Here is a 26822-nt window from a genome sequence, read left to right as displayed (position 1 = left end):
CTACCCCTGTCTGTCCTGACGCGCGCGCCAGATCTGAAAAATCATCCAAAAGGCCCAGATGAACCCTGCCAACGCCAGCAGGTCGAACAAGGCCCTTACCCGGTTGCTCAGCCCCAGCTCGCCGCCAATGATGGTCGCCAAGATCCAAAAAATGGCCGTGCCAGCGATCACCATAGCCGCCTGACGTCCCTTTTCTGTCTCTTTCTTGTCGCTCATGGCTTGCATTCACTTCCTACGCCTTGCCGCCCTTGGCCAGTTCCGTCGCCTGACCGATCCAGTCGTCACGCTCGATCCGGCCTTTGAACTTTAATCGTGCATCGACCCAGGCAATCTCTGCTTCGGACCACTTGGCAATCTGGTCGTAGTGATAAAAGCCTAATTCATTCAGCGTCTGTTCCAACTTGGGGCCAACACCTGAGATCTTTTTCAGATCATCCGCCCCCGCTTTGCGCGCAGCTTTCAACGTTCTGGGTTTCTTTTCACTGACGTCTCCCGCTTCAGCGGTTGGCGCATCGTCTTTTTTAGCGGCAGGTTTCTCTGCCTTAGCCGCCGGTTTCGCAGGCGCCTTCGCCTGTTTCACCTTAGACGCAGCGGGGTTGTGATTGGCCCCTTTGTCACGCCACGGCGCCAACAATGGCACCTCGCTACCATCAATACGTTTGACTGTGTCACCAATATCCGTCGCCAGCGCGGCGCTGGCATTATATTGCGTCTTCCCACTATCGAACTCAGTCAGGCTGGTCAGCCCGCTCAATGGCTCGGATGCATAACGCCCATTCTGCGGCCCCGGCACCGGCACATCGCCTGCCGCCAGTTCATCCAAAATTTCACGCAGACGATCCGCCGTCAGATCTTCATAATAATCCTTGCCAATCTGGGCCATCGGCGCATTGGTGCAGGCCCCAAGGCATTCAACTTCTTCCCAGCTGAACTTGCCATCGGCGCTGACCACATGCGGCTCATCTGCGATCTTTTCGCGGCATACAGCCACCAGATCCTCGGCCCCGCAGATCATGCATGACAGCGTACCGCAAATCTGAATATGTGCCACAGATCCAACGGGTTGCATTTGGAACATGAAGTAGAACGATGTTACCTCAAGCACGCGGATCTGCGCCATATCGAGCATCTGGGCAATCACTTCGATGGCAGGGCGTGACACCCATCCCTCTTGTTCTTGCGCACGCCACAACAGCGGGATTACCGCACTGGCTTGCCGACCTTCCGGATACTTTGAGATTTGCGCCTCGGCCCAAGCCTGATTGGCGGGCGTGAAGGCAAAGCTCTCAGGTTGCTCGTGGTGGAGACGTCTTAGCATCTAGGCACAGGCTCCTGTGGTCAGTCGGACGCCACCTTCAGGCAAAGCAACGGCATTGCCTGCGGCGAGTTGGTATTTGGTGATGTCTTTCACCTGCTCGCGGGTCAGGCCGGTTTGCAGCTCAACAGGCAGATAATCAGACTCGTGCGCCATATCACAGCCGATGCTGGCGACAGCCGCCTCGTACTTGGCGATGTCTTGTTGTGACACGCTTTGTGGTGGCAGTGCACAGGCCGATACCAAAGTCAAAGCAGAAACCACAAAACCAATCTTACGCATCTTCATCTTTCCCCAATCAACCTTTCAAACCCGCCTCAGCGGTCAATTTCCCCAAACACCACATCCATCGTGCCGATGATAGCGGCGACATCCGCCAACTGGTGACCGCCCGCCACATGATCCATCGCTTGCAAGTGCAAGAACCCCGGTGCGCGGATTTTTGACCGGTAAGGTCTGTTGGTGCCATCAGCCACCAGATAAACGCCAAACTCCCCTTTGGGTGCTTCCACGGCAGCGTAAACCTCGCCCGCAGGCACGTGGAACCCTTCGGTATAAAGCTTGAAGTGATGGATCAGCGCTTCCATCGAGGTTTTCATATCCCCCCGCGTTGGTGGCGTCAGTTTACCCCGTGCCAGCACATCGCCCTTGCCTTCCGGCGCGCGCAGCTTGGCAATTGCTTGATGCATGATGTGCAGCGATTGGCGCATTTCTTCCATCCGGCACAGGTAACGGTCATAACAATCGCCGTTCTTGCCCACCGGGATCTGGAATTCGAACTCGTCATAGCATTCATAAGGCTGTGCCCGGCGCAGATCCCATGCCATGCCAGAGCCACGCACCATCACGCCGGAAAAGCCCCAGTCCAAGGCTTCCTGTTCCGTGACAACACCTATGTCCGCATTGCGCTGTTTGAAAATCCGGTTTTCGGTCAAAAGCTCATCGATGTCTTTCAGCACGGCCGGGAATTCATTGGCCCATGTTTCGATATCATCAATCAGGTCATCCGGCAGATCCTGATGCACCCCACCGGGGCGGAAATAGGCCGCGTGCAATCGCGCACCACATGCCCGCTCATAGAAGCACATCAGCTTTTCGCGCTCTTCAAAGCCCCAGAGCGGCGGGGTCAGCGCGCCAACATCCATCGCCTGCGTGGTGACATTCAGCAGGTGGTTCAAAATGCGGCCAATCTCGGAATAGAGCACCCGGATCAGGCTGGCACGACGCGGCACTTCGACACCGGTCAGCTTTTCGATGGCCAGACACCAGGCATGTTCCTGATTCATCGGTGCCACATAATCCAGCCGGTCGAAATATGGCAGGTTTTGCAGGTATGTCCGGCTTTCCATCAGCTTTTCGGTGCCACGGTGCAACAGGCCGATGTGTGGATCGCAACGCTCAACAATCTCGCCGTCCAGCTCCAGAACCAGACGCAAAACTCCATGTGCTGCAGGGTGCTGCGGGCCAAAGTTGATGTTGAAATTACGGATCTTCTGTTCGCCGGTCTGCGCGTCTTCGAAACCTTTGGAGCCGTCCATCATTTGCGCGCCCTCACATGTGAACGGACAAAATGAGTAGAAGAATCGTATTCATTGAACGAATTCAACGACACGCAACGGACGTTTCTACCCACTTCGATTTTTTTTATTTGCGGTGCAGCTAATGCCAACACCGAAGCCGCTGTTATAAGTTCCAAGATCTCAGTCAGAAACGGGATCATTTCGCCTCCTCCCGCTTTTCATCACCCGGCAGGATGTATTCAGCACCCTCCCAAGGGCTCATGAAGTCAAACTGGCGGTATTCCTGCACCAGTGACACCGGCTCATAAACCACGCGCTTTTGCGCCTCGTCATAGCGGACTTCGGTATAGCCCGTGGTCGGGAAATCCTTGCGCAGCGGGTAACCGCGAAAACCATAATCGGTCAAAATCCGGCGCAGGTCGGGGTGACCGCTGAACAGAATGCCGAACATGTCAAAGACTTCGCGCTCGAACCAGTTGGCAGAGGGGTGTACCGAAGTGATCGAAGGCACCATGTCCTCCTCGCGCACGGCAACACGCAGGCGTATGCGCTGGTTTTGGTACATCGACAAGAAGTGATAAACCACGTCAAACCGCTTGGCGCGCTCCGGGTAGTCCACCGCCGTAATGTCCACCAGCGTTGAAAACTTGCAGGTCTGATCGGATTTCAGAAAGTCCACCAGGCCAACGATCTGCGACAGCGTCACATCGACGTTCAGCTCGCCGTGCTTTACCTCCAAGCCCAGCACGCAATCTGTGCGCTTCAGCTCGATAAAGGCGCCCAGCTCGTTCAGAGCGTCACTCATTGCCTTCCTCCTGAAGAATTTCGTCGTAGAATGTCGCCTTGGCATCGTGGGTCTTGAAAAACCGCGCCATGAAATCCGGAAGTACAGTCTTGGCGGCCTGTTCGCCTGCAAACGCCACCACAGCGGTCATGTCACGCCATTTTGTCAGCACAACCACGTGACAGGGATCTTCATCACGTCGAGCCAAGAAGGTCACGTTGTGAAACCCATCCACGGCACGCATGTTTGGCAGAACGCGGGCACGAAAAGTCTCGACCCAATCACTCAGGTCATCACGCGCCACGGTGGCCTCCCATCTCCTGACAACCGCTCCACTCATCGTACAATCGTCCCCGTCCGGCGAATTTTGCGCTGCAGTTGCAGGATGCCGTAGACCAGCGCCTCGGCCGTCGGCGGGCAACCTGGTACATAGATATCCACCGGTACGATCCGGTCACAGCCACGCACCACGGAATAGCTATAGTGGTAGTAGCCACCGCCATTGGCACAGGAGCCCATCGAGATCACATAGCGCGGCTCAGGCATCTGATCATACACCTTGCGCAGCGCCGGGGCCATCTTGTTGGTCAGTGTGCCCGCCACGATCATCACATCCGACTGGCGCGGGCTGGCACGAGGCGCAAATCCAAAGCGTTCCACATCGTAGCGAGGCATCGCCGTATGCATCATCTCAACCGCGCAACACGCCAGACCAAAGGTCATCCAGTGCAACGACCCAGTGCGTGCCCAGTTGATGATGTCCTCGGACGAGGTCAGCAGGAAGCCTTTGTCCTGCAACTCGCGGTTCAGCTCCTGTGTGGCTACCTCACGGTCGCCACCGGCGGTGTTAGCACCATAAGCACTCGGAGATGTTACTGCCATTCCATCGCCCCCTTGCGCCATTCATAGGCAAAGCCAGCGGTCAGAACGGCCAGAAACACCATCATCGACCAAAAACCAACCATGCTGATGTCTTTGAAAGCCACGGCCCATGGGAACAACATCGCAATCTCAAGATCAAAGATGATGAACAGGATCGATACCAGATAAAACCTCACATCAAATTTCATTCGGGCATCATCAAAGGCGTTAAAACCACATTCGTAGGCGCTGACTTTCTCGGGGTCCGGATTGCGTACCGCCAGAACGACCGCCGCAAGGATCAAAACAATTCCAAGCCCAATGGCTATAGCCATCAAAACAAGAATGGGAAGGTATTCCCTCAGCATCTCTTCCACGTTGTGGCTCCTTTCATGCGCATGGGGCGCATATCCAGATGGCTGCAATGATTAATCAGGGTTTACCCCTGCCCCTGAGTGGGGTCAACCAGCCGCAGTCAGATTCACGGCGAAGTTCCCAGCCCGTTATTGGCGCAATTTGCTCCATATTCTCAATGTTATATGGATCGAGCCGCCTCACTGAGGTTTATAAGCTTTTGCATGGCCAGATCGCGCCCCAGAAAGCCCAGTCCGCAATCAGGTGCTGCAATCAGCCGTTCAGGCGGCAAATGGTGCAAAACTTCCTGCATCCGGGAGCGAATCTCTTCCACCGACTCCACCCGACTCGACGCAATTGCGACAAAACCGACAATCAGCTTTGACTTTGAAAAGCTCTCGAACAACGCGGCCGGATTATATCGATGCGCGTCTTCGATCGAGATCTGATCCGCCACGCCATCCACCGCTTCGGCAATCTGCTGATATGAGGCCTGATCCGCCTTGGGATAATCCGTATCATCCAACGCATTGGGATAGCCACAGCACATGTGGACGACGCGCTCAATTCCGGTAGGGACACCATGAAAGCAACGTTCCAACGTCTCAATCCCATAGGCCAACGCGCCCTCAGGTTTGCGGGCGAAAATCGGTTCGTCCACCTGAATATATCTGCAACCAGCCTCGGCCAAGGCCAACACCTGCTTGTTCAACGCATCCGCCAGATCCCGTGCCAAAGCCGCCGGATCATTGTAGTGCACATCCGCCGTGGTGTCCGAGATAGTCATCGGTCCCGGCATGGTGATCTTGACCGGACGCCCCGCTGCTTCCTCGGCTACCTGCCAATCACGCACCAGAACGCTGGTATCACCTGCGGCGACAGCGCCGCGAATTGTCGGCAGCTTGGTGACATAGGCCTCATTGCGCATCGACCGTTCAGTCAAGTTTTCAAAATCAAAGCCAGCAAAATGGCGGCACTGGTAGTGCACGTAATTTTCACGCCGCACCTCGCCGTCCGTGGGCACATCAATCCCGCAGGCGATCTGATCCGCAACCACTTCAACCGTGGCCCGATCCAACAGTGCGCGCGCCTCCTCCATCTTGTCATGCGACCATCGTTGCGTGACTTCCGCGTCATATTCATCCGAGTCGTGTGATACCTGAAACCAATCCGAAATCGGCACGTAATCAGGTTTTGGATAGGCCCCGATGCAAGTGGTCGTCAGTGGCATGGGATCCCCCAATCGCTGTGCTTTGCACGATCAGTCTCCCGCCTCTCTCGGTTTGCGTCAAGGAAAACGAGAACCAGCAACTGTCGAACTCAAAACCGTTCAAATCAAAGCATTCAGAAAAGCGGATCTAATGTCGCCTATGCGGGACTTAGTTGCCGTTTGCATCCAAATGAATTTTATTCATGAGATATTCTGTGGTTTTGTTGGTTTTGTTGTCGAGTGCGACTATTGGCCTTAATCTTCGAACAGGAAGGCCAAATGAGAGATGATGGCCTAACTTCCATGCTTTTGAGAAAAACCCACTTTATGAAAAGGATATTGAATGACTGAGAAAAGTGCCGGACAAAACCTTCTTGAGCAGTCATACAAACTCTCTACGCCGGAAGATAACGTAGACTACTACGACGCTTTCGCCTCGACATATGACACGGATTTCGCCGATACATTGGGTTGGCATTACCCTGCTGCAATCGCCGCTGCTTATCGCGATGCCGCAACCGAAACTGATACGCCAATTGTCGATATTGGATGCGGCACTGGGCTTGTTGCGGACGTTCTGAATTTACCGCAAGAACAGATCGACGGAGTTGATATTTCACCAGAAATGCTGAGTATATCGGGAAAGAAAGAAGTCTATCGTTCACTAATTGAAGCGGACATTACGAAGCCTCTGGACGCAATCAAAAACGACTACGGGGCAGTTTTGTCAGCAGGAACTTTCACCTATGGCCATGTCGGCCCAGAACCACTCGAAAGCTTGCTCGATATTGCCCGAGCCCACGCCCTATTTGTTATCGGCGTCAGGAAAACGTTTTTCGAGGAAGCAAATTTTGAACCTGTTTTGCGAGGGATGGAGTCTCGAGGGTTGATCAAAAACTTGCAGGTCGCCGAAGTGCCAATGTATGCAAAAGCAGGGCATGATCACTCGGATGATACTGCATTTGCGCTGGTTTACCGCAAGTCCTGATTACCAACTTTTGCGCCTACCAACCGATTAAAGGCGGCGTGACATTTGGTAGGTCTGGGCTCAAAGCGGTCATCTACATGCTCGGTAAATCACACACATTGTGATCACTTCCTCGCCCTCACCGGCAACCGGTCCTTCACCAGGTCCGACCAGAACCCTGCTCCAATGGGCAGCAGGGCATCGTTGAAGTCATAATCCGCCGCGTGCAATGGCTGGCCGTTTGGTCCCTCTTCCCCATTGCCCAGCAAGAGGAAACACCCTGGCACAGCGGCACAGAAATGCGCGAAATCCTCCGAAAAACTCATCGCTGTACGGTCACCAATGGTCTCATGCCCAGCAGCCTTTGCTGTACGCACGACGGCTTCGACCGGGCCGTCAGCATTGATGGTTTCGATGAATTCGGTGTTGAAGCTCATCTTCGCAGTCACGCCATGTGTCGCCACCACACCATCGACGATCTGGCGCATGAAACGCTCCACCGCTTCCCGATCTTGAGGAAGCCGCGCCCGTACATCGCCCTTCAGCACCGCCTGCCCCGGCAGCACATTGCGCTGACCATCTGTCAGGAACTCGGTCACGGAGACAACTGCCCCTGCACCGGGGGCCAGTTTGCGTGACACGATGGTTTGCAGGGCCAACACCAACTCAGCCCCCACGGTGATTGCATCCACCCCGACATGCGGCATTGAGGCATGCCCGCCTTGCCCGTTGATCTCAATCTCAAAAAGGCTCTCGCTGGCGCAAATCTGCCCCAGTCGGGTTGAGATTTGTCCAGTTGGCGCGCCCGGCAGGTTGTGGATGGCGTAAACCTCATCAATCGGGAACTGTTTAAGGGCGCCCTCATTGATCATTGCCTGTGCACCCAGCCCGTGTTCCTCATTGGGCTGAAAAATGAACACCACCGTACCGTCAAAATCCGGAGATTTGCTCAACAACTCAGCTGCACCCAACAACATGGTGGTATGCCCGTCATGACCACAAGCATGCATCACACCTGGATTGTTAGAAACATAATCATGCGTGCTAGCCTCAGTAATCGGCAGCGCATCCATATCCGCCCGCAACCCAATCGCCCGATTGCCATTGCCTGCCTTCAGTACGCCAATCACACCCGCACCTTCGTGTACTTCAAGCCCAAGGTCGCGTAGGATCGAAGCAACCTTTGCCTTGGTCTGCACCTCTTGAAAACCCAGTTCGGGATCACGATGAAACGCGCGACGAAGATCCGTTAACCGTTGATGAAACTCTTCCATACCCATGCCCCTGATTTCGTATTTTTCCTGTGGTATCTATCCCGACGAACGGTATCAAGGCCGAGAACGTCGTACTCGCCGCCATGAATGTCGCAAATCGCACCTTTTCCGGCGCATGGGCCCGGAGTCCGCAACAGTGAAATCTGATGTCTAGCAATGAACATGAGCTAACCACCCCCTCCCTGCTTCGCGACCTACTGGTTGCGGCGTGCTTTACATTCAATCCAACTGCTCTGACAGGAGTAATCCATGCAATCGCGAAACTTCGTTCCCAAAGGCGCGGCCAGTTTCAGAGTTGATTACAACGGCCCGCCGAAAGATTTCTACTTTTTGCTGCTGCCCAAGTTCACCATGCTGGCTTTCAGTGCAGCGGTCGAACCCCTGCGTATCGCCAATCAAGTCACCAACAAAGAGTTGTATCGCTGGTTTCTGCTCAGCGAAAATGGCAAACCCGTGGCCTGCTCCAACGGGATCGAGATCAACCCCGACATGGCCCTGCAAAACCTCCCACGTTCCAGCCACGCCTTTGTATGTTCTGGAAACGAACCACACGAAAGCACCAGCCCGAAAACACTTGCTTGGATTCGTCACCAAAACGCCCACGGGTGTCATCTGGGCGGAATCTGCACCGGCGCATTTGCATTGGCACAGGCCGGTGTGTTGAGCAGCCAAAACTTCACACTACACTGGGAAAATCAACCGGCCTTTATGGAACATTTCCCAGCGCAAGATCCCAGCAGCAACCTATATGAAATAGATCGGCAGACAATGACGTGCGGTGGTGGCAACGCGGCCACCGACATGATGCTGGAAATGATTGAAACTGATCACGGCAAGGATCTGGCGGTTGTCGTCTCTGACATGAGCATCCACTTTCGCTCCGACAACCGGAAAGCCTTGCAGAAGTCGGCATATTCCGTCGCGCTCAGCAGTCGCAACCAACATCTGATCACCGCCATGCAGCACATGCACGATGCCATCGAAGAGCCGCTAGAGATTGGTGAAATAGCTGACCGCATGGATATCTCACGCCGTCAATTGGAGCGTTTGTTTCAACAATATATCGGCACCTCCCCGGTACAGTTTTATATTGAGCTGCGGGTCGCCCGTGCCCATGCTCTGCTAAACGAAACCAACATGACAGTGGCCGAGATTTCCGCCGCCACCGGCTTTAGCAGCGCCACCCAACTGACCGTCCGCTTCAAAAAACGTTTCGGCCAATCCCCTAGCGCATTTCGCAAAAGCTGGGTGGAGCAGGAAGAAATTTGATCACGATAGATCTGAGCGTACTGTTACATAAAAAGAATCAGGTTAGAGCCTGAAGCATGCCATAGAATGCTTGGTTGGCTATCCGCAGTATATGTGCAAGCATGAACAGCACGTTTAAGTCACGGAAGATTTAAGGCAAATTCGATTCCAAGCACGGGACAGGAGAGGTGAATGAAGCTCAGCATTCATTGTGGTCTTCACAAGACAGCAACGACTAGTTTCCAAACATTATGTGATGCGAACCGTGCCTTGCTATACGATCTGGGTGTCTATTACCCAAATTATGATGCGCGTCCCCAGCACAGCTATGTATTATGGGATGTACAAAAAAGCGGCTTAAACGCTCTCCGCAATTTTCTTTCCCAAAGTTTTGCAGAAGCCAAAACAAATTGCCACACAGTCCTGCTCAGCGGTGAGGACTTTGAGAACTGTATCGTCGATATTGCGCTGGCTTTGGAAATAGAGACTTTAGCGATTGAATCTGGGTTTGATGCAGTTGAATGGGTTGTCGTAACCCGCCCAGTCGAGTCCTATATCGCATCTCTCTATTCTGAATTGAGCAAGCACAGTGTTGTCTTGCGCCGCGGCACCTTGGAACGTGCCGCGAAAGAACGAGGTTGTTTCTACATTTCCACCAATAGGTATAACTACATTTTTGTATTCGATTTCAAACGCTTTGCCGAGAGGTTCCAACAACATGTTTCCAGGCCGGTCATCGAATACAGTATGGGGGAATTTGCCCGCGGCTTTCCCGGCGCAATTTTGTTGCAAGGACTTCTGCGGGAAGAGGCGTTCACACGATTCTCAAGGTTAGCTAAGATCGATAATCAAATACAAAATGAAAGTTTGGATTCCACGCAGATTGAAGTGAATTACGTTTCAAGTACCTTTGGTGTCGGACGGTTGAGAGCTAAGCGTTTTCGTCTTTTACTTGCCCCACTGATTTGGCTTCGAAAGCGTGATATAGCAAGAAGGAACGCGGATCATTCGAACTGAACCGTGCGACCAATTCCTTTGTCCGCATAGCAGGCTATTCAACCGACAACCAATTCTTCTTCTCGAACCGTGGCCCGGTAACGTGCCGGTGGAAGGCCCTTTTCCTTACGAAACACCCGTGAAAACCCGGATTCGGATTGATAACCGACGTCTTCGGCAATCTCCGCCAGCGGTTTGCGCGTTTCGCGCAGAGCTTTGCAGGCCAATTGCATGCGCCAATAGGTCAGATAGCGCAGTGGCGGCATGCCGATCTTTTCCGCAAAACGCACTGCGAATCCGGTGCGTGACATGCCCGCTTCGCGGGCCATGGACTCAAGCGTCCAACCCTTTGAGGGGTCAGCATGAATCACCCCCAGCGCACGCGACAACTGTGGATCTGCAAAGCCGGACAGGCCAACATCACTAGCTGCTGCGCTCCCAAGAAAGGCCCGCAAGGCCTGTGCAAAAATCATTTCTGACAACTTCAGCGCAATCAGCTCTCCACCCAGATTGGGTTCGGCCGTCTCAGCGCCAATCATCCGCAGCGATGCCTCCATCCATTGCCCGGTTTGCGCGCCATAATCCGCAACATGAACTAATGGCGGTAACCAACTGAAAATAGGGTGCTCCTGCCCGTCTGAGATCGAAAAGTGGCCGCAGATCAACTGGGTTTCACGGTCTTCGCCCTCAAGGTTGTCATCGCCACCATAATACAGAACGCCAGTGCCATCATATCCGGATTTTTCCATCACCGTTTCCAATGGCAGGGCTTTGGTTTCGGTGTCTGGGTGGCAATACAGAACGTGCCCCGCGCCGTTGGGGATGATCACCAGATCACCCTGCGCCAGGCGCAGCACGTCGCCACCTTTTTCGTGCTTAATCAAACATTCCCCCCGATGCACAAAATGAAATCGCGCAACATTGGAATAGCTCGGCACCCGCACCCCCCACGGCTGGCGAAATGAGGTGCGGAAATACAATGTTCCCTTCAGGGAAAGTTGCATCAGGATATCACTTAAGAGGTCTTTCATAGGTCAAATATGGCAAATCGTTCAGCCAGTGTCGATGATCTCAAACGATCGATCATAAATTTTGTACGCACCGTCATACACGGTTTTTAATTTCGCGCTTTCCTTAAGGCACAGACACTTCGATTCAAGGATGCCACAATATGAAACACCTTCTTTCCGCCGTACTGCTTGCACTTTCCTCACCCGCCTTGGCTGCCGATCCAGCCCAACTTAGCGACACGGAGATCGCGCATGTCGCCTATACGGCTGACAACATCGATATCCGGTACGCCCATCTGGCCTTGGCCATCAGTGATAACCCTGAGGTTCGGCAGTTTGCCCGTACCATGATCAGCGACCATGAGGCCGTTAACGCAGCGGCTCTTGAACTGCTGGACAAATTGGGTGCGCAGGCGACCGACAATTTCCTGTCGCAAAAACTGAACGAAGATGCAGAGGACATCATTGATCTTCTATCACAATTACGCGGGGCTGAATTTGACCTTGCTTATGCAGAAAATGAATTGGGATACCATCAGGCAGTCAATGATCTCGTGGAAACCACGTTTATTCCCAACATCGATAACGCCGAAGTGAAAGCTCTTTTCGAACAAGGCCTGGAAATCTTTAAGGTTCATGAAGGTCATGCTGAAAATATGGTAGCGGCTCTCAAATGATTCTGAAACGCCGCCAATTTCTGGCTTGCTCTGGTGCAGCTTTGGCTGTGCCAGCGCGCGCACATGATAAATCTTTTACTGTTGTGATCCGGAGTTTTTCATTCGAAGTGCCAGAATCCGAACTGCATCCCACTGACAAGGTCACCTTCGTAAACCATGATATTGCCGCTCACACGGCGAGCGCCATTGATGGCAGTTGGGACACTGGTATTTTGGAAAAAGGGGAAAGCATCACTTTAACAATCGCCCAGGGCTGGATTGGTGATTTTTATTGCGTATTTCATCCGAACATGACGGGCACACTTCTGATTGGATCACTATAATTTCCACTCAGGTGAACGCTTATCGAAAAAGGCGGCAATCCCTTCCTGCGCCTCTTCCCCGGCCCAGCAGGCACTGAGTTCCGCAATAGAGGCGTCGATCACCGCCTGATCGATCTTGGGTCCAAATCCACGCAGCATTTTTTTGGCCCGTGCCACCGCTTCCGGCGCACAGGACAAATACGGAGCGATTTCATCTTCCACCGCTGCATCCAGTTCCGCAACTGGTACGACTCGTGCCAAAAGGTTCAAACGCTCAGCCTCGGTCGCTATTAAACTGCGGCCAGACATGAACACGCGTCGCGCTGCAGCCTCACCCATACGCGCGGCAACGTAGGGTCCGATGGTCGCTGGAATCAGCCCCAGCCGGGTTTCTGTAAGCGCCATCTGCAGATGGTCCACCCCAATTGCCACATCACAGACGGAGGCAATGCCAACCCCGCCACCAAAGGCATTGCCTTGCAATCTCCCAATCAGCGGCTTTGGTAGGGTATTAAGCGCTTGCAACATATAGGCCAGTTTGGCGGCTTCTTTGGCACGAACATCCGGCATGGCTTCGAACTGATCGCGCATCCATGCCAAATCTCCGCCCGCGCAGAACGTTCGCCCTTTGGCTGCGAGAACGACGGCACGAACCTTGCCGTCCGTGCCTAATTGCCCTGCCGCCTCGGTCAGTTCTGCCATCATCTGTGCCGACAAGGCGTTATGCTTTTCTGCGCGGTCTAACCACAGGGTAGCAATGCCCCGGTCATCTGCCTGGATTGAAATCGTTTCAAACATTTGCATCCCCTGCCCTCATCGCCCGCGCGATCACCGCCGCCTCACGTAAGATATTTGGGTCTAGCCCGGTCTCATACCCCAGCCCCGATAACCGGTCATGCACTGCTTCAGTCGCGACATTTCCTGCCGCACCCGGCGCATATGGGCACCCGCCCAAACCACCAACCGCTGCATCAAACACCCGCAAGCCACGTGAGAGCGATACTACGATATTGTCCAGTGCCCGACCTGTCGTGTCGTGATAGTGCCCCGCCAGGTTACTAGCTGGAATGACCTCCAAAACGGCTGCCAACATCGCATCCAACCGCTCTGGCAGCGCCTGCCCGATGGTGTCCCCAAGGCTCACTTCATAGCAGCCCGCATCAAATAGCGTCCCAGCCACCTGCGCCACAGCCGACGGTTCAATCGCACCATCATACGGGCAATCGGTCACGCAAGACACATACCCCCGCACCGGCATATCAACCTGCCGCGCCGCTTGCAGGATCGGGGCAAACCGCTCGAAACTTTCGGCAATCGTTGCGTTGATATTGGCCTTAGAAAACCCTTCCGAGGCCGAAGCAAACACTGCAATCTCGTCCGCCTCAGCTGCGATGGCCCCATCAAAGCCTCGCATATTCGGTGTTAATGCCGCATAGCGCACACCTTTAGCGCGCTGGATACCAGCTAGCACCTCTGCAGAATCCGCCATCTGCGGCACCCATTTCGGACTGACAAAACTGGCCACCTCGATACGAGAGAACCCGGCCCGGCTCAGGCAATCCACTAGGGCAACTTTATCTACCGTGGCTATGGCACGCTTTTCATTCTGCAGCCCATCGCGCGGACCAACCTCGAATATCTCAACGCGTTCCGTCATTTACTTCTCCGGTACGGGGTAAAAGTCCTGCGTATAGAAATCCTGCTCGCCATCCTTGTCCCGCGCCGCCTGATATGCCGGACGCGCCGCAAGCCGCTCAGCATAGGCGCTCAGCTCAGGGTAACCGTCCATTTTCACATAGTATGGCGCCGAAAACAGGTTGAAGCCCATCATGATATCCGCCGCGGAAAATCCGCCGGACAACACATAGTCCTGCCCATCCAATAAGCGTTCAAACCCGGCCATCGTTGCCGCCAGACGTGCTGTGGTCAGTTTGATCACCACGGGCGAGGCCTGTGTCAGATCCCGTAAAAACAGATGCTGCATATTGAGCTGTTCAATCAGGCTCGCCATGGTTTCAGCATAAGACAGCATTTCCAGAAAATGCGCCCGCCCCTTCTCGCCAACAGCTGGGGCCAAGCCTGCCGCGTCATGTTCTTCGCACAGCGTTTGCACGATGGCCCCGCTCTCAAAAAGCACTCGACCGTCAATCTCCAATGCCGGCACCCGCCCCGCCGGGGAAATCGCCAGAAATTCCGGGCTTCGTAGCGATCCATCGCGGATGGAATACTCCACAACTTCACATTCCAACCCCAGCTCTTCCAACAACCACAACACCCGGAACGAGCGCGAGAATGGGACATGGTGTAAGCGGATCATTGGCTTTCTTCCTCTGCAACTAGGGTAATCAGGACTGCGCCAGCCTCAACCTGTGCGCCTTCCTCTACCACAATGTCAGCAACCACCCCATCACGCATCGCAAGCAGGGTGTGTTCCATCTTCATCGCTTCCAGAATGGCCAATCGATCCCCCTTTGTCACGACTTGACCGGAAATTGCAAAGATCGACTTTACCACTCCCGGCATTGGGGCCTCGACCACATTGCCGGAGCTGGCTTCTTCCGAGCCTCGTGCCAGCGGGTCGTGTCTGGTAAAGGTCACGGCACGCGGCCAAAAAAGAGTAATTTCATCCCCAGTTATGACATGGGTCGGGGCGTGAACATCATCAAACCGCCAGCCCGCCGCTGACTTTTGCGCTCTCACCCGCACTTCGCCAACAACAATCTCATACTGATCCGCGGACCACACAGTCACTGCAATCTCGCGGAGTTCTTGTTCCTGCTGCAGGCTGATAGACCACGTCAAGGGCTGCCACAGGGTAAAACCGGTTTCAGGTACAACCTCCCCCAACAATCCCAGCCCGGCCATCGCCGCCTGCGCCCAGTGTTGTGGAGTAACGTCTGGCTCCTGCACCAGCGCCTTCAGGTCCCGTGCGATCAACCCGGTATCGACCTCGCCACGCGCAAATTCTTCGTGCCAACAAAGCGCTCCAAGAAAAGCAAGATTGGTCTGCAAACCGGCGATCTGGCACGCCTCAATAGCCTGCCGCATTTTACCTAGCGCAAATTCGCGAGTAGCCCCATGAGTGACGATCTTGGCAATCATTGGGTCGTAAAACGGGCTGATCACATCGCCCGACCGCACGCCCGAATCCACGCGGGTAAAGGATGGATAGACCAGATGCTCCAGCGTGCCAGTTGCGGGTAAAAATCCCTTTGCGACATCCTCGGCATACAGCCGTACTTCGAAACTGTGGCCCGTGATTGTCAGCTGCTCTTGGGTGACGGGTAAAGCCTCCCCTGCCGCCGCCCGCAATTGCCATTCAACCAGATCAACGCCTGTGATCGCCTCAGTCACAGGGTGTTCGACCTGCAAGCGCGTGTTCATCTCCATAAACCAAAATCCCTCAGGCCGCAGGCCATCGCGACCATCCACGATGAACTCTACCGTGCCCGCACCCTTGTAACCTATCGCCTCAGCCGCACGCACCGCCGCCTGCCCCATAGCTGCGCGCATCTCATGCGTCATGCCAGGCGCGGGGGCTTCCTCGATCACTTTCTGATGCCGCCGCTGCAACGAGCAATCCCGCTCAAACAAATGCACCGCGCGTTCACCATCACCAAAGACCTGCACCTCAATATGGCGCGGCTGCTGGATGTACCTCTCAATCAGCACATCGCCATTGCCAAAGGCCGTTACGGCCTCGCCCTGCGCGCTCTCCAATGCCGCGGCAAAATCCTCGGGCGATTCGACCAGACGCATGCCTTTGCCGCCGCCACCGGCGACGGCCTTGATCAACATCGGATAGCCGATCTCATCCGCTTGCTGTGCCAGAAACGCCGGGTCCTGAGTGTCGCCATGATAGCCCGGCACCACCGGCACGCCGGACTTTTGCATAAGAGCTTTCGCCGCATCCTTCAAACCCATCTTGCGGATCGCATCCGCTGATGGTCCGATGAACACCAATCCAGCCTGTTCGACTTCCTCCACGAAATCCGGGTTCTCGCTCAGAAAACCATACCCAGGATGGATCGCCTGCGCGCCCATCGCAAGCGCGGCTTGGATAATCCGGTCCCCCCGCAGATAACTCTCCGCCGGGGCCGCGCCACCGATATGCACCGCCTCATCCGCCATCGCCATATGCTTGGCATCCCGGTCGGCGTCTGAGTACACCGCCACCGTCGACACACCCATCTCACGCGCAGTTTCCATCACCCGGCAGGCAATCTCGCCTCGATTGGCAATGAGGATTTTAGTGAACATCAGCGTCACCCTTTGAGCCCTTGCTCGATGCATTGTTTGGGATAGTGTTTGGTTTTGGCGTTTTTAGCAGACATTCAAAAACTACGAATGCGAATATCAAAACAAAAAACAGTATGACAACTGCTACCATCGCAATATCCGATGGTTCGGCGTACTTGTTGGTCAACAGTAATGTTGACCAGAACGTAAATATTATACATGGAAATAAGGTACTTGCGATCATGCCAGCTCTATTTGTTGCTTTGTGACCTATTGGGAAAAGAAAATGATACTCCCGCAGTTTCTCGAACTTCCCATCGCTACCTTCTGTCGAATCTAATGTCGCTCGGTTGGCGGCACATATGCCAAGCAGAGCAACAGCGGCAGCCCCTACACCAATAAGTTCCATCAACACTCTCATGACTTTGATACTCTTTTGCAAAGAGATGATACCCGCAGCTTGGTCGCTATTCGAATTACCTGGAATGTCGACACCTAATGAAGTTGCCTCGGCCATGAATGAAAAAGCATAGGCCGCAAAAAGAAAGCCCATAAAAGACATCAGCCAGCTAAGACGATGATTGACCAATGTATCTTCGTGCTCGATTCGCGATCTAAGAAGATTGAAGTCTTCTAATAGTGTAGTTCTTTCTTCGTCATCAATTGTGCTATTGTCCTTACATGCCAAAATAGCTCTCCTTAAAATCGAAACTCTTTGAGACCAAAGCGACTAAATAACCCAGCCATCACACCATCCCCGTCGTTTTCCACCATCATAGGCACGCGCTAGGCCGCTATTGACCATCAAATCGGCGATCCTCTCACCATCCACTGAAAGCCGTACCAAAGCCCTCTGATAGCGGTCTGTCCCACGTCGCTCGATGCTAAGCGCGTCAGCTGTCCAGAGCATCTGCCGCAATTTCCAACTGGCCACCGTCCCCCGAGCCCATTCAGAAAAACACTCCGGGCTAAAAATCTCAGGCGTATCCAAGCCAACCAACCTTGCGCTCTCAAATCCGTAACCCGGGCAATAAACCTTGACCGTATCGCCGTCCGTCACACTCAACACCCGGCATCGGCTGTCTTGCCCCGGTTTGGCCACGGCAACATAGGCATCGGCCAGAAACGGGAACCCAAACATCCCCATCACCCCAAGAACGACAATAACCTTGAGGTAAAATTGCAGCTTCGCGAACCGCGACCGTCGCGAATAGCGCCATGGCCGGCGGGGATAGGACGGGGCATAACGCGCTCTACGCAGCATCACAAACTCCGCTACATCCGAAACACGCCAAAGCGTGTTTCCTCAATCGGCGCGCAGAGCGCAGCTTGCAACGACAGTGCCAGCACCTGGCGCGATTTGCGTGGATCTACAATCCCGTCATCCCACAATCTGGCCGAGGCATAGAGTGGGTGGCTTTGCTCTTCGAACATATCAATCGTTGGCTGTTTGAACGCGGCCTCTTCCTCGGCAGACCACTCCCCGCCTTTGCGCTCGATCGCGTCGCGTTTAACCGTGGCCAGAACGCCTGCCGCCTGCTCTCCGCCCATGACCGAAATGCGCGCATTGGGCCAGGACCACATGAAGCGCGGACTATAGGCCCGCCCGGCCATGCCGTAATTGCCCGCGCCAAAGGACCCGCCAACCACCATCGTCACCTTGGGCACCGATGTGGTGGCCACCGCCGTCACCATCTTGGCGCCGTGTCTGGCGATACCTTCGTTTTCGTATTTCCGCCCAACCATGAACCCTGTGATATTTTGCAAGAACACCAATGGAATGCACCGCTGACTACACAGTTCAACAAAATGCGCGCCCTTCTGCGCAGCCTCGGAAAACAACACGCCATTATTGGCGATGACCCCCACTGGGCAGCCTTCGATATGGGCAAAGCCGCACACCAGCGTTTCGCCAAACCGCGCTTTGAATTCATCAAAGCGCGATCCATCCACCACTCGCATAATCACCTCGCGAATGTCATAGGGCGTGCGCAGGTCGGTGGGGACCACGCCCAGCAATTCCTCGGGATCATAGGCGGGCGGCTCGGGTGTGGCCCAGTTCACATTGGTCGCAGCCCGCCAGTTCAATCCCGTCACGGCTTGCCGCGCCAAAGCCAGTGCATGGGCGTCATCTTCGGCCAGATAATCCGCCACACCAGACAGGCGGGTGTGCACATCCCCACCGCCCAGATCCTCGGCGCTGACCTCTTCGCCCGTCGCCGCCTTCACCAGCGGCGGACCGGCCAGAAAGATCGTGCCCTGGTTCTTGACGATGATCGAAACATCCGACATCGCCGGCACATAGGCCCCGCCTGCGGTGCAGGATCCCATCACCACCGCGATCTGCGGAATGCCTTGCGCGCTCATCTGCGCCTGATTGTAGAAAATCCGGCCAAAGTGATCGCGATCCGGAAACACCTCATCCTGATTGGGCAGGTTCGCGCCGCCACTATCGACCAGATAAATACAAGGCAGCCGGTTCTCCTGAGCAATCTCCTGCGCACGCAGGTGCTTTTTCACCGTCATTGGATAATAGGTGCCGCCCTTTACGGTGGCATCGTTGCACACCACCATACAGCGCACACCCGACACCATGCCAATGCCTGCGATCACTCCGGCGCAGGGCGCAACACCGCCGTACATGCCATGGGCCGCCGTTGCGCCGACCTCAAGGAACGCACTGCCCGGATCGAGCAGGTTGGCAACCCGATCGCGCGGCAATATTTTGCCCCGACTCAAATGGCGCTCACGTGAGGTCTCCCTGCCACCTGCCGCCGCCAGTTCGGCGGCCCCACGTACAGTCTTCAGCGCTTCAAGATGCCCTGTGCAATTGGCTTCAAACTGTTCTGATCCACTGATCACGTTCGACGTCAGCCTCATGCCGCTCTCCATTCATGTTGCAATTTCGCCGCATCGCAGCGTGATCGCGAAAAGTTGATCCAAATCAAGGAAAATTCTGATGCTGCAGCGCAAAAGGAACGCATCACCTTTGAAAGAAAACTGCCATGAAAAAACTGACCATACTTTCGCTCACCGCTGCCCTTAGCGCACTTGGGGCCGCCCCTGCCATCGCGCAGGAAAAGGGCGACATGCTCTTGGGTCTTGGCGCGCATTATGTGATGCCCAAAGACAGCGATAGCACTACATCCGCGGGTCCCATCGATGTCGATGGCGCCGCCAGTGCAACCATAACCTTTGAATACTTTATTGCTGACAACATCGGCATCGAAGTGCTGGCCGCCTGGCCGTTTGAGCATGACATCAATCTCGGCGGTGCTGGTAAGATCGGGTCGACCAAACACCTGCCGCCCACCGTCTCGCTGCAGTACCACTTTACAAACACTTCCAAATTCACTCCCTTTGTCGGGGCGGGCCTTAACTACACCACCTTCTTTGACGAAAGCACTACTGGTGCCCTGTCCGGCGCTTCGCTCTCGCTTGATGATTCCTGGGGTCTGGCTCTGCACGCCGGTTTGGACTACGAAATTTCGGAAAAAGGTTCTTTGCGCGCCGATGTCCGCTGGATCGATATCGACACCGAAGCTAAGGTCAACGGCACCTCGATTGGCGACGTCAACATCGATCCGTGGATCTTCGGCGTGGCCTACGTCTTCAAGTTCTAATCCAACGACATCTGGGTTGCCCCAAAGGGCAGCCCAGCCCCCTCCAAGCAGCGTATCCCTTTTTCGTTGACTCGATACACTGCGATCTGCTCTAAGCGGCATCCTTGGCATTGCCGCTGACACAAATTCAACAAGGTGACACCATGTTTTTCTTTGCGCCATCAAAGGGCTGATCTCTGAACTGCACCGCATTGCGGCTGCAACACGATCCCCCTTTGACTCTCCATCGCAAAGAAAGGGCCGCAGATCCTGTGGCAATCCCCTATGTACATCCGATTTGAATCCCTTGAACGGGACGATGCCGCGCGTTGCAACGCGGGCATTTTTTGCCGCACCTATGACGTCTGGTATCAGCGCGTTGATTGGCAGGGGTACTGGCACGTTGGTGAATTGCGCCGTGTGCTTGATTGGTTCAACGAGCGTTTGGACCAACCCAAACAATTTTACTATCGCCCCAACAGAAAGGCCGAACTCAGCGGCGTCTGCTGGTTCCACGACACGGCTTCGGACCATATCGAACAAGCACGCTACATGGCGTGGTTGCTGGATGATCTGGGTATTCCGATCAATGAAATCCGCTCGCCAAACCCCGGTCGCGTCCTGTGGCAAGACAGATATCAGGCCGTCGCCTCGCGACATCTGATGAACTGATATACGACAGCGATGGGTCATGCTTGACCCTCTGCTGCTGCGCGCGCCTTCAGCTCCTTGCGAATAACCTTGCCGGTGACCGTCATCGGCAAAGCCTCCAGAAACCCGATTTCACGTGGGTAGGAATAACTCGCCAAACGCGTCTTAACAAAATCCTGCAACTCCTCCGCCAAATCGCACGAGGCCTGCTGGGCCTCTTTCAACACCACATAGGCCTTCACGATCTCGGTGCGCAGCGGGTCGGGTTTGCCCACCACACCCACCGTGGCCACCGCCGGGTGTTTCAATAGGCAATCTTCAATCTCTGCCGGACCAATCCGATACCCGGCCGAGGTAATCACATCATCCTCGCGCCCGACAAACTGCAGGTAATCCCCCTGCCAGCGCCCCCGGTCACCGGTCAGCATCCAGTCGCCTTTGAACTTCTCCGCCGTTGCCTCAACCCGGTTCCAATAGCCCAGCATCATGCTGGCCGATCCGCGCCTTACGGCGACATCGCCCTCGCCTCCTGTAGGCTGGCCCGTCTCATCCAAGACGGCAATCTCATGCCCCGGCACCGGCTTGCCGATACAGCCGGGCTGCGGTTCAAACAGCGTGGCACAACTCGATGCCACCATGTTGCACTCGGTCTGACCGTAGAATTCATTGATCGTCAGGCCAAAGGCCTCCCGCCCCCAGCTCAGCATTTCAGCTCCCAACGGCTCTCCCCCACTTGCGACCGAGCGCAAACCTTCGATCACAGCCCCTTCAGCCTTCAGCATTCGCAGCGCTGTTGGCGGGAAAAAGATATTGCGCACGCCGCCCTCCCGTACGATCCGTTGGCACTCCGCCGCGCTGAACTTTCCCATCCGTGCTGCCACCACCGGCACGCCCAGCGCCAGCCCCGGCATCAACACATCAAACAGCCCGCCAATCCAGGCCCAATCGGCCGGCGTCCACAGGCAATCATCCTCTTGCCCCAGAAAATCATGGCTGATCTCTACCCCCGGCAAATGCCCAGTCAGCACCCGATGCGCATGCAGCGCCCCCTTGGGGCTGCCGGTGGTGCCACTGGTATAGATCAGCACCGCAGGATCTTCAGCGCCGGTTTGAACAGTCTCAAACGGTTTATCAGAGAGCACCAGATCCTCCGGAATCAAGGCCTCCTGCCCCTCCAGCAGCTGCGCCCCGTCGGGATCGGTAATCACGACCTGCGCCCCGGCATCTACGGCCCGGCTCTGCAAAGCGTCGCGTTGAAACAGCTTGAACAAGGGAATGGAAATCGCCCCGATCTTCCAGATCGCAATATGCGCCACCGCGCACCAGATGCCCTGCGTGCGCAAAACGCCAACCCGGTCGCCGCGCGTCACACCTCGCTCAACCAGTGCCCAAGCCAACCCATCTGCCAACCGCAGCAGCTCGGCATAAGAAATCTCACGCCGCCCCTCAGTCAAATCAATAATCGCCACACGTTCCGGTTCCCGCACGGCCCAGTCATCACAGACCTGCGCGGCCATATTCAGATACTCGGGCAAATCCCAAGTGAAGTCGTTGAACAACGTCTGATATGACTGCTTTCGCTTCAGCATTTGTCAGCGCCTACAATCATCACTTTTCAGCGCCGTTGAGAATTTTCCGATGAGAGCCGCACTCGGAAAAAGGATCCCTGCAAAAACGAAAGTGAAACAAAACAGCCAAAACAAGAATCTTAAGGTTTCACTTATGTTTTCTGCGTCTCCGAGACAAAGCGGCACTAAATTCCTGCTAATGTCGGCCGCAAGCATTCCGGTTAGAAGCATCGCAACAAATAGAAGCAAACCTGCCAACAGCACATATTGCTTTTCCACTATAAGTAAACTTTTGCAGTTACTGCAGGCTATTTTAGGGTTTTCCCGGTGGGTCGCATTCATAACCGCAAAATGTCCCAGCAAGTTTCCACAATCCGGGCAAGGAAATTTCGTTTTATCAAAAATCCTCACCCCATCGCCCCCATCATCTCACGCCCGACCAGCATGCGGCGAATTTCCGAGGTCCCCGCCCCGATCTCCATCAGCTTTGCATCCCGAAACAGCCGCCCGACGGGCGCATCATTCAGGAAACCTGCCCCGCCCAACGCCTGCACCGCCTGATGCGCCTGCACCATGGCCTGCTCGGACGAATACAAACAACAGGCCGCCGCATCCTGCCGGGTCACATCGCCCCGATCACAGGCCTTGGCGACCTCATAGACATAAGCCCGGGCCGAATTCATCGCCGTATACATATCGGCGATCTTGCCCTGCATCAGTTGGAAATTGCCAATCGGCTGGCCGAACTGTTTGCGTTCCGCCAGATAAGGCATCACCTCATCCAGACAAGCTGCCATGATCCCCGTGCCAATCCCGGCCAGAACCACGCGCTCAAAGTCCAGCCCGGACATCAGAACCCGAACGCCCTTGCCCTCTTCGCCCAGCACGTTTTCAAACGGCACCTGCACGTCATCAAAGATCAGCTCGGCGGTGTTTGAGCCGCGCATGCCCAGCTTGTCAAAATGCGGGCTGGTGGAAAAACCAGTCATGGATTTTTCAATCAAAAACGCTGTGATCCCTTTGGACCCGGCGTCAGGATCGGTCTTAGCATAGACCACCAGCGTTTCGGCATCGGGTCCGTTGGTGATCCAGTATTTATGCCCGTTCAAACGGTAATGATCATTGCGCTTTTCCGCCAGCAGGGACATCGACACTACATCGCTGCCCGCTCCGGTTTCCGACATTGCCAGCGCGCCGACATGTTCGCCGGACACCAAACCCGGCAGGTATTTCGCCCGTTGTTCCTCCGATCCATTCAGCTTGATCTGGTTCACGCAGAGGTTGGAATGCGCACCGTATGACAGCGAGACCGAAGCCGAGGCGCGCGCAATCTCCTCCACCGCAACTACATGCGCGAGATATCCCATGCCCGCCCCGCCGTATTCTTCGGGCACGGTAATCCCGAGCAGGCCCAGATCACCCATTTCGCGCCACAGCTCATTTGGGAAGGCGTTACTCTGATCAATCTCCGCCGCCAGCGGCTTCACCCGCTCCTGCGCCCAGCGATGCACCACATCGCGCAGGGCATTCACATCTTCCCCCAGATCAAACCGCATTGTCGCATTGAACATGACAGGCTCCGCCATTATTGAACACTTGTTCAATAATTAGCGACAGTCCCTTCATGCGTCAACTAAAACCCGATCATTTGCTATTGAACAGCGCGCAATGCCACAATGAACAAGATCAGGACCCGGAGACCACATTGGACTTCACAATTCAACGATTGAAAAAAGGTAACGACCTCAGCGAAATCGCAAAGCTCGTACGCGCCTTCATCTTCGACGACCTGAAGGGGCTTGAAGCCCTCTCTGCCCTTCGTTTGGAACCAGAGAGCTTTGTCACAGATACGATGTCTCACATAGACCGATACCTGCCACCCGATGGCTGCCTGCTTGCGGCAAATGACAGGTCTGGGGAACACAAAGGCTGTGTCTTCCTTAGAACGCTCTCGCCTGACGTGGGAGAAATCAAACGCCTCTACGTCCATCCAGACTTACGCGGCACTGGTGCCGGGTCCAAATTGATGCATCAGATCGCAGACGAGGCCCGCCAACTCGGCCTGCGCACCCTTGTTCTGGACGTCGGGAAATATGCCACAGCAGCCCAAGCGCTCTACCGCAAGCTCGGCTATCGGGAAATCTCGGTTTACCCCGGTGGTGAAACCGACCCTGCGATCACCCCCCACCTGACCTTCATGCAGCTTGATTTAGCCCCATGAAACCCAACGGCGTCACATCGCCTGATAAACCGCACTCACCTCTGAGCGAATGATCCGCGCGATCAGCTCGCAATCTTCAACACTGAAGGTCAGCGGCAAGCGCATATCGACGATACCTTTCAGCACCCGGTCGCTCGCGGGCATCCGTTCGGACGGCGCATAACGCCAGCTGTCATAACGGCTGGTAAACCCGGTGGGCTCTGCTCCGCCAAACCATTTCAACTCCACGCCGCGTTGAAGACATCGGTCAATAACATCCGCGATCGCCGCATCTGACCAATCGAGCAGTAAAAACTGAATGGAGGATCCGACATAAACCTCTTGGTCTGGCCGCTCCACGATGGCTAAACCCGGTGTACCTCGCAGTTCGGCCTCCACCGCATCATAACGCGCATTCCACGCCGCACATTGCGTCGCCAGATTGGCCAGTTGTGGCCGCAAGATCGCAGCCCGCAGATGATCCATCCGCCCCGACACATTCGGCGTGTCGTATTTCACGCGCTCCATCACCTCGACCGGGGGTACCGTCCCATTGCGCCCGTACAACATATAAGATCCAGACAGGATCAATGCGCGCGCCATGATGTCGTCATCATCAGTGACAAACAACCCGCCCTCGCCCGAGTTCATATGCTTGTAGGTCTGCGTTGAATAACACCCAATCAGCCCGTGACGCCCCGAGGGCACGCCATTCCAGCTGCCGCCCATGGTGTGGGCGCAATCTTCAATCACCGTCACGCCAGCCGCGTTGCAGATCTCCATCAACCGGTCCATGTCACACAGATGCCCGCGCATATGGCTCAGCATCAGCACCTTGGCCTGCCCCACTTTGGCAGCCAGATCATCCAGATCAATCGTCAGATCTTCGGTCACGCCGACAAACACCGGAACACCGCCCATACTGGCAATCGCACCCGGCACCGGGGCCAGCGTAAAGGCATTGGTCAGAACTTTTTCACCCGGCTTCACACCAATCGCGCGCAGAGCGGTTGCCAACGCATAACCACCCGAGGCTACAGCCAGCGCATACTTGGCATCGACATAGGCGGCAAACTCCTGCTCTAACAGCGAAGTTTCCCCCACCTCGTCAGGCCCAAGGTTATAGCGGTGCAAGCGCCCGCTTTTCATCACCTCAACAGCGGCCTCAATCGCCGCGTCTGAAATGGGTTCTTGCTGGGTGAAACTGCCGGTAAATACTTCTGTCATACCGCGTGTTGTGACAATGCTACCCGCTATCGTCAATGCCACCCGGCTAAATTTCACCGGTTTTCAGCCTTTCCGAAAGCATGCTGCAGCAATGTCAAAACTTATGCTGATAATTTAGCCAATCAGTTCGACAACAACGCCGTGCAGGTCGTCAAAATGCGACAACAATGCATCGGGCTCCAATGATGACACATCAAAAGCCCCCGGACCGAATGTCACCAGAACCGAGGCAACTCCAGCCGCCCGGGCTGTATCATGATCAGTTTGGGTGTCGCCAATCATCACGCTTTTTGTCACATCCCCACCCGAACGTTCCACGGCAGCATAATAAGGCCCGGGGTCGGGTTTACGCGCAGGCAAGGTGTCTGCCCCAATCAACGCATCAAAATGATCATGCACCTCGAGGTTTTCCAAGAGCATCCGTGCCAGATGCTCTGGTTTATTGGTGCATACCGCCACCTTGTACCCGTTGGTCCGCAAGGCTTTGACCGCATCAATCGCGCCGGGGTAAAACACCGTGTGATGATCAATCGCCTGTGCGTAATGCTCAAGTAGCAAAGGGTATTGGCGATCTATCTCTTCAACATCATCGCCCCGACCCAAACGGCTCAGGCCCAGCGTCAACATCGCCCGGCCACCGCGCAACGCGGTCGCCGCGTCCTGACTTGCATCTAACTGGTCGCCAACCCCCATCGCGCGAAAACAGGCATTGGCCGCCGCGATCAGATCACCGCTCGTATCCGCCAAAGTCCCATCCAGATCAAAGACTACCGTTCGCATCCTGCTCTTGCCTTCCTGCATTCGGGCGAAATTCCGC

The 26822-nt window shown here is 55.2% G+C and carries 31 protein-coding genes; 8 read left to right on the top strand and 23 right to left on the bottom strand.

What is annotated here, in order from left to right; translation table 11 throughout:
* The 9 genes from ROA7450_RS12040 to ROA7450_RS12000 all read right to left on the bottom strand — a co-directional run bounded on the left by ROA7450_RS12040 (window position 1) and on the right by ROA7450_RS12000 (window position 6065).
* Window positions 1-216 (bottom strand): DUF5337 domain-containing protein, encoded by a 216-nt coding sequence (locus ROA7450_RS12040; RefSeq protein WP_085806238.1) that lies wholly within the window; start codon window positions 214-216, stop codon window positions 1-3.
* Window positions 217-232: 16 nt separating this feature from the next.
* Complete coding sequence (gene nuoE, locus ROA7450_RS12035; RefSeq protein ID WP_085806072.1) at window positions 233-1318, bottom strand: NADH-quinone oxidoreductase subunit NuoE; 1086 nt, start codon at window positions 1316-1318, stop codon at window positions 233-235.
* Window positions 1319-1597 carry a hypothetical protein gene (locus ROA7450_RS12030; RefSeq protein ID WP_234999505.1) on the bottom strand — a complete coding sequence of 93 codons (279 nt, stop codon included), beginning with the start codon at window positions 1595-1597 and terminating at the stop codon, window positions 1319-1321.
* 35 nt (window positions 1598-1632) lie between these two features.
* On the bottom strand, window positions 1633-2853 hold the full coding sequence (locus ROA7450_RS12025; RefSeq protein WP_200812957.1) for an NADH-quinone oxidoreductase subunit D: 1221 nt from the start codon (window positions 2851-2853) through the stop codon (window positions 1633-1635).
* Between the two features lie 178 nt (window positions 2854-3031).
* A complete protein-coding gene (locus ROA7450_RS12020) occupies window positions 3032-3640 on the bottom strand; it encodes an NADH-quinone oxidoreductase subunit C (RefSeq protein WP_085806066.1) in 609 nt (202 codons plus the stop codon).
* Window positions 3633-3959, bottom strand: coding sequence for an antibiotic biosynthesis monooxygenase (locus tag ROA7450_RS12015; RefSeq protein WP_085806064.1), 327 nt, complete (start codon window positions 3957-3959; stop codon window positions 3633-3635). Before ROA7450_RS12015 ends, ROA7450_RS12020 begins: the two co-directional genes overlap by 8 nt.
* Window positions 3956-4501 (bottom strand): NuoB/complex I 20 kDa subunit family protein, encoded by a 546-nt coding sequence (locus ROA7450_RS12010; protein WP_085806062.1) that lies wholly within the window; start codon window positions 4499-4501, stop codon window positions 3956-3958. Before ROA7450_RS12010 ends, ROA7450_RS12015 begins: the two co-directional genes overlap by 4 nt.
* Window positions 4492-4857: an NADH-quinone oxidoreductase subunit A gene (locus ROA7450_RS12005; RefSeq protein ID WP_085806060.1), complete on the bottom strand. Its 366-nt coding sequence runs from the start codon at window positions 4855-4857 to the stop codon at window positions 4492-4494. Before ROA7450_RS12005 ends, ROA7450_RS12010 begins: the two co-directional genes overlap by 10 nt.
* A gap of 158 nt (window positions 4858-5015) precedes the next feature.
* A complete protein-coding gene (locus ROA7450_RS12000) occupies window positions 5016-6065 on the bottom strand; it encodes a cobalamin-independent methionine synthase II family protein (RefSeq protein WP_085806058.1) in 1050 nt (349 codons plus the stop codon).
* Between the two features lie 322 nt (window positions 6066-6387).
* Here ROA7450_RS12000 and ROA7450_RS11995 point away from each other — a divergent pair, with 322 nt between their 5' ends.
* Window positions 6388-7032 (top strand): class I SAM-dependent DNA methyltransferase, encoded by a 645-nt coding sequence (locus tag ROA7450_RS11995; RefSeq protein WP_085806055.1) that lies wholly within the window; start codon window positions 6388-6390, stop codon window positions 7030-7032.
* Window positions 7033-7136: 104 nt separating this feature from the next.
* Here the strand turns inward: ROA7450_RS11995 and ROA7450_RS11990 are convergent, their stop codons facing one another.
* Window positions 7137-8285: an amidohydrolase gene (locus ROA7450_RS11990; protein ID WP_085806237.1), complete on the bottom strand. Its 1149-nt coding sequence runs from the start codon at window positions 8283-8285 to the stop codon at window positions 7137-7139.
* Window positions 8286-8534: 249 nt separating this feature from the next.
* Here ROA7450_RS11990 and ROA7450_RS11985 point away from each other — a divergent pair, with 249 nt between their 5' ends.
* The gene (locus ROA7450_RS11985; RefSeq protein ID WP_085806053.1) at window positions 8535-9554 is read left to right on the top strand and encodes a GlxA family transcriptional regulator; all 1020 of its coding nucleotides are present in this window, start codon (window positions 8535-8537) and stop codon (window positions 9552-9554) included.
* 171 nt (window positions 9555-9725) lie between these two features.
* Window positions 9726-10550 carry a hypothetical protein gene (locus ROA7450_RS11980; RefSeq protein WP_085806051.1) on the top strand — a complete coding sequence of 275 codons (825 nt, stop codon included), beginning with the start codon at window positions 9726-9728 and terminating at the stop codon, window positions 10548-10550.
* 38 nt (window positions 10551-10588) lie between these two features.
* Here the strand turns inward: ROA7450_RS11980 and ROA7450_RS11975 are convergent, their stop codons facing one another.
* Entirely contained in the window at window positions 10589-11560 is a 972-nt protein-coding gene (locus ROA7450_RS11975; protein WP_085806049.1) for an AraC family transcriptional regulator, read from the bottom strand.
* Window positions 11561-11700: 140 nt separating this feature from the next.
* On the opposite strand from ROA7450_RS11975, the gene ROA7450_RS11970 reads away from it, so the two are divergent.
* Together ROA7450_RS11970 and ROA7450_RS11965 are read left to right on the top strand one after the other, a co-directional pair.
* On the top strand, window positions 11701-12216 hold the full coding sequence (locus ROA7450_RS11970) for a DUF4142 domain-containing protein (RefSeq protein ID WP_085806047.1): 516 nt from the start codon (window positions 11701-11703) through the stop codon (window positions 12214-12216).
* On the top strand, window positions 12213-12539 hold the full coding sequence (locus tag ROA7450_RS11965) for a cupredoxin domain-containing protein (protein ID WP_085806045.1): 327 nt from the start codon (window positions 12213-12215) through the stop codon (window positions 12537-12539). Before ROA7450_RS11970 ends, ROA7450_RS11965 begins: the two co-directional genes overlap by 4 nt.
* On the opposite strand, the gene ROA7450_RS11960 is transcribed toward ROA7450_RS11965, so the two are convergent.
* The 7 genes from ROA7450_RS11960 to ROA7450_RS11930 are packed head-to-tail and all read right to left on the bottom strand — an operon-like array spanning window position 12534 to window position 19637.
* Window positions 12534-13316: a crotonase/enoyl-CoA hydratase family protein gene (locus ROA7450_RS11960; RefSeq protein WP_085806236.1), complete on the bottom strand. Its 783-nt coding sequence runs from the start codon at window positions 13314-13316 to the stop codon at window positions 12534-12536. The two genes, ROA7450_RS11965 and ROA7450_RS11960, sit on opposite strands and share 6 nt — an antisense overlap.
* Window positions 13309-14175: a hydroxymethylglutaryl-CoA lyase gene (locus ROA7450_RS11955; protein WP_085806043.1), complete on the bottom strand. Its 867-nt coding sequence runs from the start codon at window positions 14173-14175 to the stop codon at window positions 13309-13311. Before ROA7450_RS11955 ends, ROA7450_RS11960 begins: the two co-directional genes overlap by 8 nt.
* Entirely contained in the window at window positions 14176-14835 is a 660-nt protein-coding gene (locus ROA7450_RS11950; RefSeq protein WP_085806042.1) for a glutathione S-transferase family protein, read from the bottom strand.
* Entirely contained in the window at window positions 14832-16778 is a 1947-nt protein-coding gene (locus tag ROA7450_RS11945; RefSeq protein ID WP_085806040.1) for an acetyl/propionyl/methylcrotonyl-CoA carboxylase subunit alpha, read from the bottom strand. The genes ROA7450_RS11950 and ROA7450_RS11945 overlap by 4 nt, the downstream gene beginning before the upstream one ends.
* Window positions 16768-17445: a hypothetical protein gene (locus ROA7450_RS11940; protein ID WP_085806038.1), complete on the bottom strand. Its 678-nt coding sequence runs from the start codon at window positions 17443-17445 to the stop codon at window positions 16768-16770. The genes ROA7450_RS11945 and ROA7450_RS11940 overlap by 11 nt, the downstream gene beginning before the upstream one ends.
* Before the next feature lie 42 nt (window positions 17446-17487).
* A complete protein-coding gene (locus ROA7450_RS11935; protein WP_085806036.1) occupies window positions 17488-18021 on the bottom strand; it encodes a thermonuclease family protein in 534 nt (177 codons plus the stop codon).
* An 11-nt stretch (window positions 18022-18032) separates the two neighbouring features.
* Window positions 18033-19637: a carboxyl transferase domain-containing protein gene (locus tag ROA7450_RS11930; RefSeq protein ID WP_085806034.1), complete on the bottom strand. Its 1605-nt coding sequence runs from the start codon at window positions 19635-19637 to the stop codon at window positions 18033-18035.
* Window positions 19638-19762: 125 nt separating this feature from the next.
* Here ROA7450_RS11930 and ROA7450_RS11925 point away from each other — a divergent pair, with 125 nt between their 5' ends.
* Entirely contained in the window at window positions 19763-20380 is a 618-nt protein-coding gene (locus ROA7450_RS11925; RefSeq protein WP_085806032.1) for an OmpW/AlkL family protein, read from the top strand.
* Between the two features lie 264 nt (window positions 20381-20644).
* A complete protein-coding gene (locus tag ROA7450_RS11920) occupies window positions 20645-21031 on the top strand; it encodes a hypothetical protein (RefSeq protein WP_085806030.1) in 387 nt (128 codons plus the stop codon).
* Between the two features lie 17 nt (window positions 21032-21048).
* Here ROA7450_RS11920 and ROA7450_RS11915 read toward each other — a convergent pair whose 3' ends face one another.
* Genes ROA7450_RS11915 through ROA7450_RS11905 form a run of 3 tightly spaced genes read right to left on the bottom strand, consistent with a single transcriptional unit; the run spans window position 21049 to window position 24149 of the window.
* Window positions 21049-22599, bottom strand: coding sequence for an AMP-binding protein (locus tag ROA7450_RS11915; protein WP_085806028.1), 1551 nt, complete (start codon window positions 22597-22599; stop codon window positions 21049-21051).
* A gap of 3 nt (window positions 22600-22602) precedes the next feature.
* Window positions 22603-22989, bottom strand: coding sequence for a hypothetical protein (locus ROA7450_RS11910; protein ID WP_143534439.1), 387 nt, complete (start codon window positions 22987-22989; stop codon window positions 22603-22605).
* On the bottom strand, window positions 22986-24149 hold the full coding sequence (locus ROA7450_RS11905; protein WP_085806235.1) for an isovaleryl-CoA dehydrogenase: 1164 nt from the start codon (window positions 24147-24149) through the stop codon (window positions 22986-22988). Before ROA7450_RS11905 ends, ROA7450_RS11910 begins: the two co-directional genes overlap by 4 nt.
* A 53-nt stretch (window positions 24150-24202) precedes the next feature.
* On the opposite strand from ROA7450_RS11905, the gene ROA7450_RS11900 reads away from it, so the two are divergent.
* On the top strand, window positions 24203-24799 hold the full coding sequence (locus ROA7450_RS11900) for a GNAT family N-acetyltransferase (protein ID WP_085806024.1): 597 nt from the start codon (window positions 24203-24205) through the stop codon (window positions 24797-24799).
* 12 nt (window positions 24800-24811) lie between these two features.
* Here ROA7450_RS11900 and ROA7450_RS11895 read toward each other — a convergent pair whose 3' ends face one another.
* The gene (locus tag ROA7450_RS11895; RefSeq protein ID WP_085806234.1) at window positions 24812-26005 is read right to left on the bottom strand and encodes a DegT/DnrJ/EryC1/StrS family aminotransferase; all 1194 of its coding nucleotides are present in this window, start codon (window positions 26003-26005) and stop codon (window positions 24812-24814) included.
* Between the two features lie 114 nt (window positions 26006-26119).
* A complete protein-coding gene (locus ROA7450_RS11890) occupies window positions 26120-26785 on the bottom strand; it encodes an HAD-IIIA family hydrolase (protein WP_085806022.1) in 666 nt (221 codons plus the stop codon).
* Window positions 26786-26822: the final 37 nt, after the last annotated feature.

Origin of the sequence: Roseovarius albus (assembly GCF_900172335.1) — a bacterium.
GTDB lineage: Bacteria > Pseudomonadota > Alphaproteobacteria > Rhodobacterales > Rhodobacteraceae > Roseovarius > Roseovarius albus.
The sequence above is the reverse complement of the archived record's forward strand: the minus strand, read 5'-3'. Positions and strand labels throughout refer to the sequence as shown.